The sequence below is a fragment of the Selenomonas dianae genome (assembly GCF_030644225.1).
GTDB lineage: Bacteria > Bacillota > Negativicutes > Selenomonadales > Selenomonadaceae > Centipeda > Centipeda dianae.
On sequence record NZ_CP128650.1, the window covers coordinates 1,445,301 to 1,462,427 of the forward strand.

Consider the following 17,127-nt stretch of genomic DNA (forward strand, 5'->3'; position numbering starts at 1 on the left):
CCATCTCTAACTCTCAATCCAGAGAGAATCAAACAGCATCGATGCGCCCACCGTGAGCGCCATATCATAGATCAGCATCCCGCCAAGAAGCGCCGGCTCTCCCCCGCCTGCCGAGAGCGAAATCGCGGGCAGAAGAATCGGCAGCATGGACGGAAGCAGCAGGACGGGAACAAGCCCCCCGCGCACGCTCGCATTTGCGGCGACCGCCGCAAGCAGCGTATCTGCTGCCGCCATGCCCCACAATCCTAACACCAATGTGGCAAGAAAAGTGAGATTAAGGACAAGCGGCGCATCCATCAAAATGACAACAAGAGGAAAAACGAGTGCGGCAAGCACGACAAGCGTAATGAAATGTGCCGCCATCTTGCCGAAGAGAACCGCCTGTGCCGGAACGTAGATCCACAAAAAGAGCAGCGTGCCCGCCGCAGCCTCCTCCGCAAAGAGCCGCTCTCCCTGCAGCGTCGCCGCAAAGAAAATCACAATCCAGAGGAGTGCCGACGCAAGGCGGACATCCATCGTCCCCCACGCGAGCGACATACTCAGAAAGGCGATCACCGTCAGCGCGAACATCCCCATCGTCACATAGCCGGCGCGGAGGCGAATGCCGTCGAGGAGTTCTTTACGGGCGACATTCAGAGCCGCTCGTAAGATCGAAGCACGCATCCGCCGCCTTCCTTTCCTCCGGTTCATTCGTCGCCCACAGGATGAGCCGCCCCCTCTTCGCCGCTGCACGAGCCTCATTGAGGAGCAGAGCACGCCCCTGTTCATCGAGAGCAAGCCCCGGTTCATCGAGCAGCCATACCTCGGCATCCGTACCGAGGACGACGGCGAGCCGTACGCGCTGACGCATCCCTGTCGAGAGCTGCCCTGTCATACGGGGCAGAACCTCTGCGGGCAGTCCGACACGCACGAGAAGCTCCTGCAAAGCCCCATCCTCACACCCAATACCGCGTGCAGCTAGTAAGAATGTGAGATTCTCACGCACCGTCAGGCGCGTATACAGTTCCATCTCCGGCGTCGCCATTGCAAGCAGTCTGCGATAGTCCGCTCCATTGACAGGTGTACCATCCAGAAGCGTATCAATCGTCCCGGATGTTGGAAGCATGAGCCGTGCCGCAAGACGCAGAAGCGTCGATTTCCCGCTGCCATTCGCCCCGGCAATGGCTGTCACACTGCCGCCATGAAAGGAATGTGTCAGTTGATGCAGGACTTCACGCCCTTCAAACATTTGACTGACATCGTTCAAACGAATCTCGACCATAGGCTATCCCTTCCATAACTTTGGTTTATTTTAACACGGATATGAAAGAAAAATGAAATACATATTTTATATTAGTCTTTTCTATAGCTGTATCCTATTTCAAAAATGAATGTGCTTCATATCTCTTGATATTTCGGGAATAAGCGAAACGGCCAGAACTTCATCATGAAATTCCGGCCGCTTCTTCATTATTTTTCAGCATATATAAAATTTATCACTACACAGTGATGTTTGTCACAGTTTGGGAATCGCTGATAAAATGAAGTCCGTCAGATTGGCGTAGATTTTTTCGTCCGAACAAGGAGGCAAACCGGACGCATAGCAAGGGCTATGTGGAGGATTTGCCGACACAGTGCGGGCAAAAAAGATGCGTCAAGATGGCGGTGCTGAATTTATCAGCGCTTCCCTTAGTTTCGTAGGATGCCAAAAACAGCCGACATTGGAATCGTCTCCAAATGAGCATCAATCGCAGCAACTTCCTCAGACGTGAGTGCGATGTCCGCTGCACCTGCATTCTCTGCAAGACGCGAATACTTACGCGTCCCCGGGATCGGTACGATGTACGGCTTCTTGCAGAGCATCCACGCGAGCGCGATCTGTCCGCACGTCGCACCCTTCTCGGCGGCGAGCTTTTGAAGGAGTGCGAGCAGCTGACCGTTTTCCTCCATCGCCGCCGCACTGAACTGAGGCATCCGCGCACGCATATCCCCCGCCTCGAATATCGAGGATTTGTTGTATGCGCCCGTAAGCACACCGTTCGCAAACGGCGAAAACGCCACAAAGCCGATGTTCAGCTCCTCAAGCACAGGAAAGAGCACCTCATACGCACGAGCCATCATGGAGTAACGGTTCTGTACCGCCGTGAGCGGGCAGACGGCATGAGCACGGCGAACGTCCTCCTCCATTGCTTCGGAGATACCCCAGTGGCGAATCTTTCCCTCCTTTATCAGATCCCCCATTACACCCGCGACCTCCTCGACGGGGATCTTCGGATCGACGCGATGTTGATAGTAGAGGTCGATGCAGTCCATGCCGAGCCGCTGCAGCGATGCATCCACGGACGCACGGATCACCTCGGGACGCGCGTCGGGGACAATGGGGCTTTTCCCCTGTTTCAACAGGCTCATGTCGAAATGGATGCCGAACTTCGTCGCGAGGACGACCTTGTCGCGATAGGGCGCAAGTGCCGCCCCGACGAGTTTTTCATTGTCATGCGGATCATCGGACGTGCCATATACCTCTGCCGTGTCAAAGAGCGTAATGCCCATATCCACAGCGGCGGCAATCAGCTCACGCATCTCCTTCTTGTCGGCGGGCGCGCCGTAAGACTGGCTCATGCCCATACACCCGAGCCCGACGGATGAAACCGTGAGATTTCCAAGTTTGCGGTAGTTCAATGTAAATCCTCCCTGTATAGCTTCTGCAAAATCATAAGCAGTATTATATCACATTTATGCTCCATCCCATTACTTTCCTTTCTTGGAAAGCGCTCTTATATAGATGGAGTATGTTATACTGTTTACAACAAAACCTTGTGCAGCTTCACAGCGAAAGGATCGTCATGAACATTGTAGAAATGGCAAATTATATCACAAATATATTTCCAGAAAACAAGCAGTATTACAAAGAGCATATCGGGGACTACGAAACTGTATTAGCTCATGTTTTTGCAATCGAAACCATAGATATTCCAATGGAAAACGAATTCAAGGCGCACGCAGAGAGTGAACGATTTCGGAAATATTGCAAGCTGATCCAATGTCTATGGGAAAATGGTGATGATGAAGTCAGAAATGTGATTGATGTAACCATCCTTGAAAGCATCTCAGATCATGAACAAATGTAGAAGTCTTTCGGCAGACATATCTCACAAGAATTCATAGACTATATCAACGATGAAGTACTGACAAAAAACATTCTCATGAGCGGCATCCATCCCTTTGGGGAAAATGAATTGAACAGGAACATCAACGTTCTCTTTAACAGATACTGGGATGAAGAATTATCTGAAGAGGATCTGTATCAACTGGAAGATTCCGCTGAAAATCTTATAAAAACACATAGATGGAGTGGTGTATACCGTGCGGCATCCGATTATTTGCATACAAACTGCAAAACACCTGAAGCCGCAATCAACTTTGCGCATCTCTACTGGATCTATGAATGGCACAAACATCCCATTCCGAACCCGTATGAATTTCTCGGATATTTCTACGCTCGGATTGACATGAACACCAAAAAATATGACGAAATGGACATTCTGGACAGCCTTGCATTGGAGATTTTACCGAGATCCAGTGATCCGAAAATCAATCTATACGATAATCCACAATATTTGCCGGAAACAGATCCACTGCTCTTGAACGCCGTGGAAGCGCATAGAAAACAAATGATAAAATAGTACAAACAAAAAGCCCCCGCAGACTAGAATCTACGGGGGTTACTTTGTTTTTTCTGTCGATACTACTTCTTCATCTCTGCATTCTTCTCAAGAATGAGGTTGAAGAGTTCGGAGCCTGCCGGAATCTCCGTAAAGTGCGTGATCGCCTTCTCAATGCCGTTCTCCTTGATGTAGTTCTGCACCTCGACTGCCTCGGGATCATCCGCAAAGTCGAAATGGAGGGCGGCGGCGATGACGGTTGCCAGAGCCTCGGGCTTTCTGCCGCGCTCCATAAGCTGCGACGCGGGAGAAACGAGGCGATCCTTTGCGCCGAGCTTGCGCTTCGGCCCACGCGCGACACGCGTCACAGCGTCGGAGAGATGCGGATTCTTAAACCGCTCCTCCGCTGTGTGAATGTATGCCGCGTGCTTCTCACGGTCAAAGCCGTATTTCTCGATGAGCAGTTCGCTCGTTTCCGACCAGACGCGGCGAACGAACGCGACGATCTCCTCGTTCTTCATCGCCGATGCGATGTCCTCAATCCCGTTAAGGTATGCCATGTAGGCAATGGAGGCGTGTCCCGTGTTGACGGAGAAAAGCTTGCGCTCGATATACGCTTCGAGGTTGTCCACCCACGTCAGCCCCTCGATCTGCGGCTCTGCACCGACCACGCCCTTGCGGTCGACATCCCATTCGCAGAACGGCTCGACCTTCACGAGCAGCGGATCATCGTTATGCTGAATCGGTACGATACGGTCAACGGCGGCGTCGGGGAAGCCGATGCAGCGCGTGACTTTCTCCTTCACATCGTCTGCAAGGTGCTCGTATACGAAGTTCTTGAGGACGGTCGATCCGCCCACCATATTCTCGCACGCGATGATGTTCAGCGGCGCCTCGTTCGTCGCAACACGACGCGCAAGCCCCTTTGCGATGTTCGGCGCAATGAATTTGAGGATGTTCGGTCCGATGGCGGTGGTCACGATGTCCGCCGTGACAAATGCGTCCAACAGCCCCTCAAGATTCACATTGCTGTTGATCGCCCTCACGTGCTCGACGTGGATGGTCTTCGGAACGCTCCCGACCACCTCAATATCGTATGCGCGGCGTGCATTGATCTCGTCAACGAGTGCCTCCGCGACATCGACAAATGTAACCTCGTAGCCCGAGCGCACGAGCAGTTCCCCGATAAAGCCGCGTCCGATGTTGCCGCCGCCGAAATGGATTGCCTGTTTCATTGGAATGTCCTTTCAGCTTTCCAGATTTATGATAAATGTCACGGGAAAATGGAGACTGCGATGCTCCTAAGCAAACCCTAGTGGAGTAAGCGGGAAAAGTGCGCGGTACGCCCCGTCGGATTTCTTTCGTTCAAGCGCAGCGCGTTTAAGAAGTCCGACGGTATTTGAGCGTACAAGCGCACGAACGCTTACGCAACTAAGTGTTTGCGTGGAGCATGCACGTCTGTATATTTCCTCAATCCGCCTTTGTAAAGACCTCGTAAAGTTCATCGGCACTCTTGGTCTTGAAGAGCTCCGCGATCTGCTCATCCGTGTAGTCGCCGACCATGGTCGCAATATTGGCGAGAATCGCAAGGTGGTCGTTGCCGACGCCTGCAATGCCGATGACGAGATGTGCCGTCTCATCGCCGAACTTGACACCCTCGGGATACTGGCAGACGACGATGCCCGTCTTCTTGATCGTGTCCTTGACCGCATTCTCGCCGTGCGGGATCGCGATGCCCTTGCCGATGTAGGTCGAGAGATCCTGTTCGCGGTTGAGCATCCCCTGCACATAGCCCTCGTCGACGTAGCCGCTCGCCACGAGCATCCTGCCCGCTGCCGTGACTGCTTCCTCGCGGCTAACGCTCGGGAGACCGACCTTGACATTCTCCTTGAGCAGAACACCCGCACTGATCGTATCGGTCGCCTCAGCCTCGGCATCAGTTGCCGGAGCACCCGCCTCGACCGCCGCCTCTTTCAGGCGTGTGGTAACAATTTCATAGACATTGTTCTGCGTAAAGTCACGCACCCAGATGTGCTCTGCCTGCGGCGAATCCGCAAGCGCACGCTCGGCGAGTTTTTCATGTGAGATGACAAGCTGTGCCTCGCCCGGAATTGCGCCGATGGCGCAGTTCGTGACGGAGATGTCCGTATAGCCGTCCTTCTTAAGTTTCTTGCGGAGTGCCGCCGCACCGAGCGCGGACGAGCCCATGCCCGCGTCGCAGGCGTAGACGATAACCTTCAGATCCTTGCCCGCAACCTTCTTGTCGGCAGGGAGATCCTTGCCGCGATTCTTCATGTCCGCCATGCTCTCGCGTGCCGACTCAAGAGAATCCTCCTCAACATCCTTCGACATCTTGATAAAGACAGAGGCAACCGCGCAGGATACCGCTGTCGCAACGGCGAACGCCGAGAGGTTTGCAAAGAGTGCCGAGCCGTTCGGCGTCATGGCGATGATCGCGAAAATCGAGCCTGGGGAGGACGGTGCAATCAGACCGCCGCCGAGAATACCGAGCGTAAAGACACCGGACATACCGCCCGCAATCGCTGCAACAATGAGCGTCGGCTTCATGAGGATGTACGGGAAGTAGATTTCGTGGATACCGCCGAGAACGTGAATAATCATCGCACCCGGCGAGGACGACTTTGCCATGCCCTTACCGAAGAGCCAGTACGCAAGCAGGATGCCGAAACCGGGACCCGGGTTCGCTTCAAGCAGAAAGAACATGGACTTTCCGTATTCTTGCGCCTGCTGAATGCCGAGCGGACTGAGTACGCCGTGGTTGAGCGCGTTGTTGAGGAAGAGCACCTTTGCCGGCTCGATGATGATGGACGCGAGCGGCAGAAGCCCCATCGCGACGATTCCCTCCACGCCGCTGCGCAGGATGTCGTTCGCACCGCCGACCACGGGGCCGACGACGGCGTAGGCGATCATCGCGAGGATGCCGCCGAGAATGCCGAGCGAGAAGTTGTTGACCAGCATCTCGAAACCGCCCGGGATGCTGTCGCGGATGGCATCGTCAAATTTCTTGATGATGCAGCCGCCAAGAGGACCCATAATCATCGCACCGAGGAACATCGGAATATCCGAGCCCGCGATGATGCCCGACGTGGCAATCGCCGCCATGACGCCGCCGCGATGTCCATAGATCGCTGCACCGCCGCTGTAGCCGATCAGCAGAGGAATCAGCCACTTGCTCATCGGACCGCCGACCTGTGCGAGGTATTCGTTCGGCATCCACCCCGTCGGGATGAACAGCGCCGTCAGAAACCCCCATGCGATAAATGCGCCGATGTTCGGCATCACCATTCCGGACAGGAAGCGGCCAAATTTCTGCATGGCCTCCTGTGCTCCTCCACCTTGTGTACTCATCATAATCCCCCTTCTAAAAATAAATTATAACTTGCTTACAAGAGCCGTTCGAGACATTCCCGAAAATGCTCTTCCAAAACGTATTCCAATTCACTGCGGATCTCCTCTGCGCCACCCTGTACGAGAAGATCTGTGAAGCCGGGACGCTCCGCCATCTGCGCCGCAATATGACCGAAGACGTCTGCCCCCGCATCATCCTCCTCCGGCGCACACATGACAAGTGCTGCACGGATTGTCCCATCTCCGTAGGGAAACGGCTCTGCAAGGCGCAGAACGCCGAAATGCGGCACTCCGGCACACGCAATACGCGCATGGAGGAGAATCGTATGCGGCGCAATAAATGTCGGTGCAATCTGTTCCCGCCGCAGGAGTGCGTCGGCAAAATCCTCCGCAGCAGCGTCCTCCGACAGGAGAAGATGGGCAGCGGAATGTACCAAAGCCTCCACCGACTGCGCTCCATCGTTCTCCCGCAGGACAAACGTCGAAAGTACAGTGGAAACAGCACCACTCAGACGATGAATCTCATCCATTGCCGCCGCAAAGCCCGGCTTCTCCGGCTGCTGCGCCACATGGAGCGGCACACAGTCGGCAAGCACGGCACTGATGTGCGCGCGGTCGGAAGCCGTCAGAAAAACACTGGCAACGACGACGGGCACGGGGAGCTGCGGCAGCGGAACGGTGGATATGACAAAATCTGCACCGCGTCTCCTGACCTCCTGTGCCGTAAGCGCAAGAGATGAAATTTCCCCAACGACACGAATTTGTTCATAGACACGTCGGACGCGGCTCGCGAGCAAGCGGCTCGTCCCCAGCCCCGTGGGACACGTGACAAGCACACGCACGGCGGGACGATCTCCGCCCGCCTCAGTGAGTGCCGCCCCAAGGTGCATCGCGATATAGGCAATCTCATCATCGGGAAGGGCTGTCCCTGCCTCCGCCTCCATCATCGAGGCGGCGTGCCGCGCGAGTGCCATCAATTCCGGATGTTCTTCCTCCATCTGCGCGAGGAGCGGATTGCGGATGTCCATGTGGAGTTTCAGTCGATGCAGTGCGGGGGCAAGATGGTTCACGAGCCCCGAAAGCAAGGTGCGGCTGCGCTGGAGCGGCGCACCGCTCTGCTCCGCTGCACGCCGCATGATCGACTGTGCGATCTGCACGAGGCGGAAATTATCGACGCGCCCGGTTTCTGCGGGAAGCGACGTTCCGCGTACACCGAGAAGATGCATCGTGATATAGCCGACCTCCGCCTCCGGCACGGAGAGTGAAAACACCTCCCCCAAACGCACCGCAATCATCTGTGCCGCACGGAACTCCTCCGTCCGGCGCAGCTTCGCGAACATCCCCGCATCCATCCGAATCGCATCGCTTTGCTGCATCCGCCGCACGGCAAGTGCGAGATGAACGACAAGCCCGACACGCGCGGTATCGGGGATATGCCGCCCCCGCGTCTGCGCAGCAACGATCTCGTCAATCGTCCGTACCTGCGTCCCATCGACAAACCCCAGCAGAGCTCTGTCCGCCGCTGATGCAGCCCCTTCCCCATCCTCATCGTCGCCGATGAGCGCGAGGAGTTCCTTTTCATCCATGCGGTCATGGATGCTGCGGACAAGCGCACTGCGGATGTCCCGCTCCGCGCCCTCGACATAGACCCCGAGACCGGGGCGGCGCACAAGCGTAATCCCCTGCTCCGCAAAAAGCGGCTGAATCCGGTCGAGATCGTGACTGATGGTGCTGTCCGTCACATTCAGAAGCCGCGCAAGCGTAAAGAGTTTCATCGGCTCGTCCGCCATGAGGAGACGGCTCGCAAGAACAGAGCGACGCTGATCCGGTGTCAGTTCCTCCTGCGCGTCTTCGTCTGCGGCAAGGCGTTTGCGAAATGCCGCAAGATTTTCCACGTCACCCGCAAGCATAAAGCCTGCCCCTGTACGTCTGAGGAGGGTAATCCCATGCGGCATAAGAGCCGCCTCCAACCCGTGCATCTCACGCGTAACGGTACGCGCACTGACCCCAAGCATGGAGGCTATGCGCTCGGCGGGCGCATAGCCGTCTGCGGTAAGGAGCACGGACAGAATCGCCCGCATACGTGCCGTCAGTTCCATCTGTCCGCCCCCTTTCGACCGTTGACATTTTTTATTATAACGAATGGCATTCATATCTGCAATGAAAAGACCTTGCTCTTTGTCATGAGGACTTACGGACAAATAAAAAGAGCCGATGCACCACACATCAGCCCAACATTATTTCACTGAAAATCCAGTCCCGGCACGGCATTCAGATAGAGATCGCTGTACTTCCCTGCCGCCGCCTGATACGCGCCACGGCAGGCGATCATGGCGGCGTTGTCCGTACACAGGCGCGGCGGCGGATAGAGATAACGCACGCCCTCCGCCGCTGCCGTCGTACGCAGACGCTTCTCAAGAGCCGCATTCGCCGCGACACCGCCCGCAAGGACGAGCGTATCGCGCCCCGCCGCACGGATCGCCTCGAATGCCTTGTGGACAAGCACCTCGACGACGGCGGACTGGAACGAGGCGGCAATGTCCGCCTTGTTCAGTTCGTGCCCCTTCATCTTCTCGCTGTTGATGTAGTTCAGCACGGCCGATTTCAGCCCGCTGAAGCTGAACTCATAGTTCCCCTCCTGTGCGAGTGCACGCGGGAAGTCGATTGCAGAGGGGTCACCCGCACGTGCCAGTCTGTCGATCTCGGGGCCACCCGGGTACGGCAGCCCCATCACGCGCGCCACCTTGTCAAACGCCTCACCCGCCGCATCGTCGCGCGTCCTGCCCATCTGACGGAACGTCTCGTAGTCCGCCACATCGACGAGTGCCGTATGTCCTCCCGATACGACGAGAGCCATAAAGGGCGGCGTGAGATCCTCCGTCGCAAGGAAGTTCGCAAAGATATGCCCCTCCAGATGGTTCACGCCGATGAGCGGAACACCGAGGGAGAACGCAAGGGCTTTCGCCGCCGACACGCCGACGAGAAGTGCCCCGACAAGCCCCGGCCCATACGTGACGGCGATCTGATCGATGTCCGCAAGCCCGACGTCCGCTTCCTCAAGTGCCTGCTCGACGACGGGCAGGATGCTCAGGATGTGGTTGCGCGATGCGATCTCGGGCACAACGCCGCCGTATTTCTGATGAATCGGGATCTGCGTCGCGATCACGCACGAGCGCAGGTCGCGTGTCCCGCGCAGCACCGCCGCCGAGGTTTCGTCACAGCTCGTCTCTATCCCGAGGGTCAGTTTTTCCCGCACATCGTTCATCTGCAAATTCCTTTAACTTCGTATGCCACATCAGGATCGCGTCCTCATCGTTGTCCTGATAGTATTTCTTGCGCACGCCGACTGCCGCAAAGCCCAATCCTTCATAGAGGCGCAGCGCGGGCGTATTCGATGGCCGCACTTCGAGCGTCATGCGCTCCACGCCGCGCTCCGCAGCCGCGCACATCAGCTTTTCCATGAGGACTTTACCCAGTCCCCTGCCCCGCTGCGAAGCGGTCAGTGCGATATTCGTCACCTGCGCTTCCTCGAACGAGATCCAGCAGCCGCCAAAGCCGATGATGTCCGCATCGTCGAGCGCGACGATATAGTACGCAAACGCATTGGATGCCTCGCGCCAAAAATCCTCACGCGACCACGGTGTCGGAAAACTCTCACGCTCGACAGCAGCCACGCCCTCCGCGTCCTCCGGCAGCAGTGTACGAAAGTGAATCACTGCGCCCCCTCCGCGCCGTGACGTTTCTCCCACAGCACCTCCGCCTCGCTGCGGCGCAGATAGAGCGGCGCGACCGTCATGGGATCGTCGTTTTCCCCGCGTGCAAGCCGCGTGAGTGCCGAGAGCCCCACACACGCCGCACGCGGCATACGCGCATGAATCGGCGCAAGTCGTACATTTGTGGGCAAAGAAAGCGATATTTTCTTCTGCATGGCATCGCCGAGCAGAAGCACGGGCTGCTCCGTTCCCGCGAGTGAGGCAATAACCTCTGTGAGTGGCAGAATCGCAAGGGGACTCTCCTCATGAAGGTTCAGCACATCGCCATCTGCACGCCATGTGAACTCCTGCACGTAGACGTTCCCCTTCTGCGCGTCCATCATAGGCACGAGGCGCATTCCCTCACAGATACAGTGATGGGCAAGCGTCTCAAGTGTCGGTACAGCGATGAGCGGGATGTGCAGGGCATACGCCATCATCTTTGCCGCCGCAAGTCCGATGCGCAGCCCCGTGAACGAGCCGGGGCCGATGCTGACGGCAATTCCCCCGAGTTCAGATTTTTCCACACGTGCCATGCGGAGCACCGTCTCGATGTGCGGCATCAACGTTTCCGAGTGGGTCAACGCGCCTTGCATAGAGATCTCTGCCGCGACGCGCTCCGCTGAGAGGACGGCGACGCTTGAAACCTGTGAGGAGGTATCAATGCTCAGGATCGACAATCTCGCTCAACTCCTCCAACAATGCCGTGCTCAACTCGCCCTCGGCGGCAAAGGTAAACTGCCGCTGCTCCTCGCCGAGTGCCGCAATGTTTACCTGCAGACGGTCATCCGGCATCGCATCGGGGAATTTCTCCGCCCACTCGATCAGCACAATGCCCTCCGTCGCTTCCGCATATTCATAGAAGCCGATTTCCTCCAGTTCCTCCTCGGATGCGATCCGATAGAGGTCAAAATGCACAATGGGACATGCCGCCTCGTAGATATTCATGAGGTTAAATGTCGGGCTCGTCACATCGCTCTCCACGCCGAGCGTCCGCGCGAGAGCACGTACAAAGAGGGTCTTGCCCACACCAAGTTCTCCATCGAGGCAGATCACCGTCCCCTCGTGGATGATTTTACCGATCGTTCCCGCTAAATGCGCAGTCTCCTCAGGCGATTGCGTGATACAGGTGAGCATATTCCGTCCCCTTTTATTATGAAGAAAATAGAACCTTTGGATACATTATAGCACGAACGTCCTTGTTTCGCAAAAAAAGAAAAAGCGGCGCGGAGAGAGGTTCTCCCCGTCCGCCTGTCCACCTATTCCGGCAGCCGCACCGTCATGCGTCCGCCTGCCACATCAATCGCTCGTACGACCTTTCGCAGGGCGGGGATGAGGATTTCACGCCCGTCCTCACTGCGCACAGCGTACACATCGTTGCTGCCCGTCCGAAGAACATCCTCGACCGTGCCGAGCTCGTTATCCTCCTCATCGCAGACCGTCAGTCCCACGATGTCAAAGACATAATACTCGCCCTCGTCGAGCGGTGCCGCCTCCGCGCGTGCGACCGTGAGCAGCCGTCCCGTAAGTTTCTGCGCGTCCTCGCGGACAGCGTACTCACGAAAGCGCATGAGAAAGTTCTTCCCCTGCGGACGTGCGCTCTCGACGTGCAGGAGTTCATCGCCCACCATGACCTCGCGCAGCGCAGCGAACCGCTCGGGAAAATCCGTCAGCGGAATCACGCGCAGATCGCCATGAATCCCGTGTGCCGCGCCGACGCGCCCGATAATAATGCGCCCCTTAGGAGCGGATTGCGACAATCTTGTCATCCTCCACCAGAATCTCGACGTTCATCAGCTCGCGCATATCGTCGCCGACCTTCGCCTCGACCTGACGCTCAAGCGTTCCCTGCACGATCTCTGCACCCTCGACGAACTTTTGCAGTTCCTCGCGATGTGCCGTCGTCTCCTCGATATAGTCGAGGCGGCGCTGACGCTCCTGCCGAATCGCATTGATGTGCTGAATCGCCTGCGGTGTCAGCTCCCCCTGTTCCGCCTCCTGCATGACGCGCTTCTCTTGGATGCCGAGCTGCTGTACCTCAAGCTCCGCACGGCTGAGACCTTCCTCCATCTCCTTGAGCATCTTCGCACGCAGCTTTTCCGTCAGCTTTGCCTTGACGGTGACAGGCACTTTAATCGAAATAGAATCCACTCTGTATCTCTCCTATTGCAATCCATATGCAAAAACGGCGACCGTCCGAGACGCACGCCGTTTTCATAGGAATCGCTGAATTTATCAGTGCTTCCTATAGGCTCAGCCGATCTCGACCGTTGCCCTCTTATTCTCCTTCGTCGCGGCAGCTTTGACAACACTGCGGAGCGCCTTTGCAATGCGCCCCTGCTTGCCGATGACCTTGCCCATGTCATCCTCTGCCACACGAAGCCTCAAAATGACCTCCTGGTCATCCTGCGTTTCGTCAACGACGACAGCTTCCGGATGATCCACCAAGGATTTTGCGATAACCTCGACTATCTCTTTCACGCCGGTCGTCTCTCCTCATCGCAATACGTACGCCGCGAGAGACTCCTCCACCACAGTGGAAGAATCTTTCGTATGCGTACAGTATGTGTCAGTCCTTCTGACGCTTTGCCTCGGCGAATTTCGCCATCGTACCGTTCTTGCTCAGGATGTTCCTGACCGTGTCGGTCGGCTGTGCGCCCTTCTTCATCCAGTCGATTGCCTTGTCCTCGTCAATGCTGACGAGGGCGGGCTGCTTCGACGGATCGTAGTTTCCAAGGATCTCGATGAATCGACCATCACGCGGTGCACGCGAGTCGGCGACCACAATGCGATAAAAGGGATTCTTCTTCGCGCCCATGCGGTTCAAACGAATCTTGACTGCCATAATTTCACCACCTTTCGTTGTGCTGCATTACTATTTGAAGAACGGCATCTTCGGAAGCCCCATGCCGCCGAGCGACGGCATCGAGGGCATTCCGCCCCTGCCCTTCATCTTCTTCATTTTCTTCATCATCTTGCGCATCTCGCCGAACTGCTTGAGCAGCTTGTTCACGTCCTGCACGCGCGTTCCGCTGCCCGCTGCGATGCGCTTGCGGCGGCTGCCGTTGATGATGGTGATGTCCGCGCGCTCCTTCGGTGTCATCGCGCGGATGATCGCCTCAAGTTGGCGCATCTCCCTGCCGTCGAGGTCAAACTCCTGATCGCCGAGCTTCTTTTTGAGATTGCCCATCCCCGGGATCATGCCGAGGATGCTGTTCAATGAACCAAGTTTCTTGACCTGCTGCAGCTGATCGAGGAAGTCGTCGAGCGTGAAATCATTCTTGCGGAGCTTCGCCTCCATCTTTTTCGCGTTTTCGAGGTCGAAGTTCTCCTGTGCCTTCTCCACGAGCGAGAGCACATCGCCCATGCCAAGGATGCGCGATGCCATGCGGTCAGGGTGGAACACTTCAAGCGGTTCGAGCTTTTCGCCCATACCAACGAATTTCACAGGGCGCCCCGTGACCGCTCTGATTGAGAGTGCAGCACCGCCACGTGCGTCGCCATCGAGTTTCGTCATGATAACGCCGTCGAGCCCGAGCGATTTGTCGAAAGCCTCGGCGACATTCACGGCCTCCTGCCCCGTCATGGCATCCACAACGAGCAGAATCTCATGCGGTTTTACCGCCGCCTTGATGTCGCGCAGCTCCTGCATGAGCGTTTCGTCGATCTGCAAGCGTCCCGCCGTGTCGATGATGACAACATCGTTCGCGTGCGAGGAGGAGTGTGCGATTGCCGCGCGTGCGATGGCGACGGCATCCTCCTGTCCCTGCGAAAAGACAGGCACTTCGACCTTTTCACCGATGACTTCAAGCTGCTTGATCGCGGCGGGGCGATAGATGTCGTCCGCCACGAGCAGCGGACGCTTGCCCTGTTTCTTCAGCATGAGCGCGAGCTTGCCCGCCGAGGTAGTCTTACCCGAGCCCTGGAGCCCCACAAGCATGATGACGGTCGGCGGGTTCGGGCTGATGTTCAGGCGGCTCTCCGTCCCGCCCATCAGCGCGGTCAGTTCCTCGTCAACGATCTTGATAACCGCCTGTGCCGCCGTGAGTGTGTCGAGCACCTCCTGTCCGACGGCACGCTCTTTGACGCGCTTTACAAAGTCCTTGACGACCTTAAAGTTCACATCCGCTTCGAGGAGTGCCATCCGCACCTCGCGCATGGCATCGCTCACATCGTCCTCGGTCAGCTTGCCATGTCCGCGCAGCTTCTTGAAGATCCCCTGCAAACGATCGGACAGATTCTCAAAGATCATTCTCCCACCTCCTTCGTATCCTCCTGTGATGTGTATTGTTCCAGTTCGTCCGCGATGCGGCGCACGTCAGCGCACGTAATTGGTTCTCTGAGTGCACGCAACTTTGCACAGACGGCAGTAAGTGCCTGCTCCTGTGCCTGTTGACGCGCAAGGAGCCCAAGCGTCTCCTCCATCTCCGTAAGCGCACGCTCGGCACGGCGGATATTGTCATGCGCCGCCTGTCGCGTGATACCGAGCTCCTCGCCGATCTCCGCGAGGGAGAAGTCCTCCGCGATGTGCAGACGCAGACTCTCCCGCTGCTTTCCCGTGAGAAGCCCGCCGTAGAGATCATACAGTCTTGCGAGGTAATAGAGCCGCTCCATGCACATCACCTGTTTCTAAACACTGTTGCGATTATAACGGCAAACGAAAAGCCTGTCAAGTATTTTTCTTGACAGACTGAGTTGTGTGGTTGAAATGTGGCATGTCCCCCAAAGCGAACCCTAGTGGAGCAAGGGAGTAAAGTGCGCGGTATGCCCCGGCGGATTTCTTTCGTTCAAGCGAAGCGCGTTTAAGAAGTCCGCCGGTATTTAAGCATACAAGCGCACGAACGTTTGCGCAACGAGGTGTTCGCGTGGGGGATTGCCACAATTCCAATATTTAGCGACGAAACTTTTCCAGTGGTTCTGCGTGGTCGGTCACGAACTCGACCGTGCCGATGTACTCGCCCGCCGCATCGTACATCGCCTGATAGTGCACGCGGATCGGACGCTCGCGGATGTAGCGGTGCACAATCATCTGCGTGCGCTTCTTCGCCTTGAAGTCGGCGATCAGATTCCGCACCACGGGGATGATCTCGGGCGGATGGCAGTTGAGTACGTCGCGGCCGAGTGCAGACAGCGGGCGCGTAAAGACCTGCCCCTCGTTCGTGAAGAAACGGACGACATCATCCTTGTCGATGAACGTGATGTCCACGGGCAGGAGCTGAAGGATCGTCGTCAGCTGCTCCATCGAGAGCTCGCCCGTCGGGAACTGGAGCTTCCCATCCACCTGCGGGCGTGCAAGGCGCTCCGCCTCTTGATCGAGCCACGGCTGCGCCTCCGCCCATGCGGGAATCGGAACGCCGAACGAGATCCCCATATCCGGCAGGTCATGATAGCAGCGATACCATTCCATCGGCGTGAAATAACGCAGGCTGAGCGGGAAGAGAATCTTCTCCTCCTTGAAGATCATCTCGCGAATGCGCTGCACGAGTGCACGGATCCGTGCCTCGTACAGCGGCAGCGTCTCTGCATCCGCCTTGAGTGCCTTGATCATCATGGCGAGCTCGCGCTTCATCTCATCGTCGATGCCCCACATGACCTGCGAGGGTCCCGTGACACCGTAGTCGTAGAGAATCGGCATCAGCAGCTCTTCCTTCTTGATGTAGTGGGAGCGCACATCACCGAGCGCGAGAATGTGCCGGAGCATGACATCCGTACGCTTTGCGCCGTCCAACTCGTCCGCAATCGTATCGAGCAGCGCGTCGAGTGCCGTATTCTCCGCACGCAGAATTGTGAGCGGATGCCCCTCGGGCAGCTCGTCGATGTCGTCGGGACTTACCGAAGCCGCCTGTGCGTGAATCTCGTCATGCGAGAGCGCACCCGCCGGCGGCTCGCTCGCCACACCGTGAAAGAGTGCCGAATGCACGTCGCAGAGACGCTGTACCTCTGTGATCGGCATCCCCTCCTTGATGAGCGTCTGCTCCGCATCCATAATCTCCTGTGCCTCAACGTGACTGAACTCCTGCACGAAATCCGCACGGACGGCATCGAGATCCTCGCCGCCCGACAGGCGTTCGATGAAGTTCCGAATGCGTCCCTGCCGCGACTGTACATCATCGCTGATAACTCGGTAGCCACGCTCCTCGAACGCCGCGATGACCTTCGAGAGCTCGATCCCCTTCACTGCCGCGCCGCGCGGAATCGTCATGATGCGTCCCATCACGTTCAGCGCAACGGGATTCGTAATCTCCTGAAAGCCGATCCCCGCCATGATCTCGCTGACTTCGGGATTCTCCTCCACCAGCTCGGCGACCGTCTTTTTCAGATCGAGTACCTTTTCCATGGGTTCTCTCCTTTATCTATATTATCGT

The 17,127-nt window shown here is 57.0% G+C and carries 19 protein-coding genes and 1 pseudogene; 3 read left to right on the forward strand and 17 right to left on the reverse strand.

Going from position 1 to position 17,127, the window contains the following annotated elements; translation table 11 throughout:
• Positions 1-6: 6 nt before the first annotated feature.
• Both QU667_RS07120 and QU667_RS07125 read right to left on the reverse strand, forming a co-directional pair.
• Complete coding sequence (locus QU667_RS07120) at positions 7-663, reverse strand: heme exporter protein CcmB (RefSeq protein ID WP_304986525.1); 657 nt, start codon at positions 661-663, stop codon at positions 7-9.
• A complete protein-coding gene (locus QU667_RS07125; protein ID WP_304986526.1) occupies positions 620-1,261 on the reverse strand; it encodes an ABC transporter ATP-binding protein in 642 nt (213 codons plus the stop codon). The genes QU667_RS07120 and QU667_RS07125 overlap by 44 nt, the downstream gene beginning before the upstream one ends.
• A 259-nt stretch (positions 1,262-1,520) precedes the next feature.
• On the opposite strand from QU667_RS07125, the pseudogene QU667_RS11625 reads away from it, so the two are divergent.
• A pseudogene (locus tag QU667_RS11625) lies at positions 1,521-1,680 on the forward strand (secretion protein HlyD).
• On the opposite strand, the gene QU667_RS07135 reads toward QU667_RS11625, so the two are convergent.
• On the reverse strand, positions 1,669-2,658 hold the full coding sequence (locus tag QU667_RS07135) for an aldo/keto reductase (protein WP_304986527.1): 990 nt from the start codon (positions 2,656-2,658) through the stop codon (positions 1,669-1,671). The pseudogene QU667_RS11625 and the gene QU667_RS07135 sit on opposite strands and share 12 nt — an antisense overlap.
• Before the next feature lie 164 nt (positions 2,659-2,822).
• Here QU667_RS07135 and QU667_RS07140 point away from each other — a divergent pair, with 164 nt between their 5' ends.
• A complete protein-coding gene (locus QU667_RS07140; protein WP_304986528.1) occupies positions 2,823-3,107 on the forward strand; it encodes a DUF7674 family protein in 285 nt (94 codons plus the stop codon).
• 75 nt (positions 3,108-3,182) lie between these two features.
• Positions 3,183-3,662, forward strand: a complete 480-nt coding sequence (locus QU667_RS07145) for a hypothetical protein (protein WP_304986529.1) — start codon at positions 3,183-3,185, stop codon at positions 3,660-3,662.
• Positions 3,663-3,724: 62 nt separating this feature from the next.
• Here the strand turns inward: QU667_RS07145 and QU667_RS07150 are convergent, their stop codons facing one another.
• The 14 genes from QU667_RS07150 to QU667_RS07215 form a co-directional block, all read right to left on the reverse strand.
• Positions 3,725-4,876, reverse strand: coding sequence for a mannitol-1-phosphate 5-dehydrogenase (locus QU667_RS07150; RefSeq protein ID WP_304986530.1), 1,152 nt, complete (start codon positions 4,874-4,876; stop codon positions 3,725-3,727).
• A 235-nt stretch (positions 4,877-5,111) separates the two neighbouring features.
• Positions 5,112-7,010, reverse strand: a complete 1,899-nt coding sequence (locus tag QU667_RS07155; RefSeq protein WP_304986531.1) for a PTS mannitol transporter subunit IICBA — start codon at positions 7,008-7,010, stop codon at positions 5,112-5,114.
• 35 nt (positions 7,011-7,045) lie between these two features.
• Positions 7,046-9,109 (reverse strand): PRD domain-containing protein, encoded by a 2,064-nt coding sequence (locus QU667_RS07160; RefSeq protein ID WP_304986532.1) that lies wholly within the window; start codon positions 9,107-9,109, stop codon positions 7,046-7,048.
• 143 nt (positions 9,110-9,252) lie between these two features.
• A complete protein-coding gene (gene tsaD, locus QU667_RS07165; protein ID WP_304986533.1) occupies positions 9,253-10,275 on the reverse strand; it encodes a tRNA (adenosine(37)-N6)-threonylcarbamoyltransferase complex transferase subunit TsaD in 1,023 nt (340 codons plus the stop codon).
• Positions 10,226-10,726 carry a ribosomal protein S18-alanine N-acetyltransferase gene (rimI, locus tag QU667_RS07170; RefSeq protein WP_304986534.1) on the reverse strand — a complete coding sequence of 167 codons (501 nt, stop codon included), beginning with the start codon at positions 10,724-10,726 and terminating at the stop codon, positions 10,226-10,228. Before rimI ends, tsaD begins: the two co-directional genes overlap by 50 nt.
• Positions 10,723-11,442: a tRNA (adenosine(37)-N6)-threonylcarbamoyltransferase complex dimerization subunit type 1 TsaB gene (tsaB, locus tag QU667_RS07175; protein ID WP_304986535.1), complete on the reverse strand. Its 720-nt coding sequence runs from the start codon at positions 11,440-11,442 to the stop codon at positions 10,723-10,725. Before tsaB ends, rimI begins: the two co-directional genes overlap by 4 nt.
• Positions 11,423-11,899 (reverse strand): tRNA (adenosine(37)-N6)-threonylcarbamoyltransferase complex ATPase subunit type 1 TsaE, encoded by a 477-nt coding sequence (tsaE, locus tag QU667_RS07180; RefSeq protein WP_304986536.1) that lies wholly within the window; start codon positions 11,897-11,899, stop codon positions 11,423-11,425. Before tsaE ends, tsaB begins: the two co-directional genes overlap by 20 nt.
• A gap of 122 nt (positions 11,900-12,021) precedes the next feature.
• Positions 12,022-12,531 (reverse strand): ribosome maturation factor RimM, encoded by a 510-nt coding sequence (gene rimM, locus QU667_RS07185; RefSeq protein WP_304986537.1) that lies wholly within the window; start codon positions 12,529-12,531, stop codon positions 12,022-12,024.
• On the reverse strand, positions 12,503-12,913 hold the full coding sequence (locus QU667_RS07190; protein ID WP_304986538.1) for a YlqD family protein: 411 nt from the start codon (positions 12,911-12,913) through the stop codon (positions 12,503-12,505). Before QU667_RS07190 ends, rimM begins: the two co-directional genes overlap by 29 nt.
• A 102-nt stretch (positions 12,914-13,015) precedes the next feature.
• Positions 13,016-13,243, reverse strand: coding sequence for a KH domain-containing protein (locus QU667_RS07195; protein WP_304986539.1), 228 nt, complete (start codon positions 13,241-13,243; stop codon positions 13,016-13,018).
• An 88-nt stretch (positions 13,244-13,331) separates the two neighbouring features.
• The gene (gene rpsP, locus QU667_RS07200; protein ID WP_304986540.1) at positions 13,332-13,607 is read right to left on the reverse strand and encodes a 30S ribosomal protein S16; all 276 of its coding nucleotides are present in this window, start codon (positions 13,605-13,607) and stop codon (positions 13,332-13,334) included.
• A gap of 30 nt (positions 13,608-13,637) precedes the next feature.
• On the reverse strand, positions 13,638-15,014 hold the full coding sequence (gene ffh, locus QU667_RS07205) for a signal recognition particle protein (RefSeq protein WP_304986541.1): 1,377 nt from the start codon (positions 15,012-15,014) through the stop codon (positions 13,638-13,640).
• On the reverse strand, positions 15,011-15,376 hold the full coding sequence (locus QU667_RS07210) for a sigma factor-like helix-turn-helix DNA-binding protein (RefSeq protein ID WP_304986542.1): 366 nt from the start codon (positions 15,374-15,376) through the stop codon (positions 15,011-15,013). The genes ffh and QU667_RS07210 overlap by 4 nt, the downstream gene beginning before the upstream one ends.
• Positions 15,377-15,653: 277 nt before the next feature.
• On the reverse strand, positions 15,654-17,099 hold the full coding sequence (locus tag QU667_RS07215) for a DUF438 domain-containing protein (RefSeq protein ID WP_304986543.1): 1,446 nt from the start codon (positions 17,097-17,099) through the stop codon (positions 15,654-15,656).
• Between the last annotated feature and the right edge of the window lie 28 nt (positions 17,100-17,127).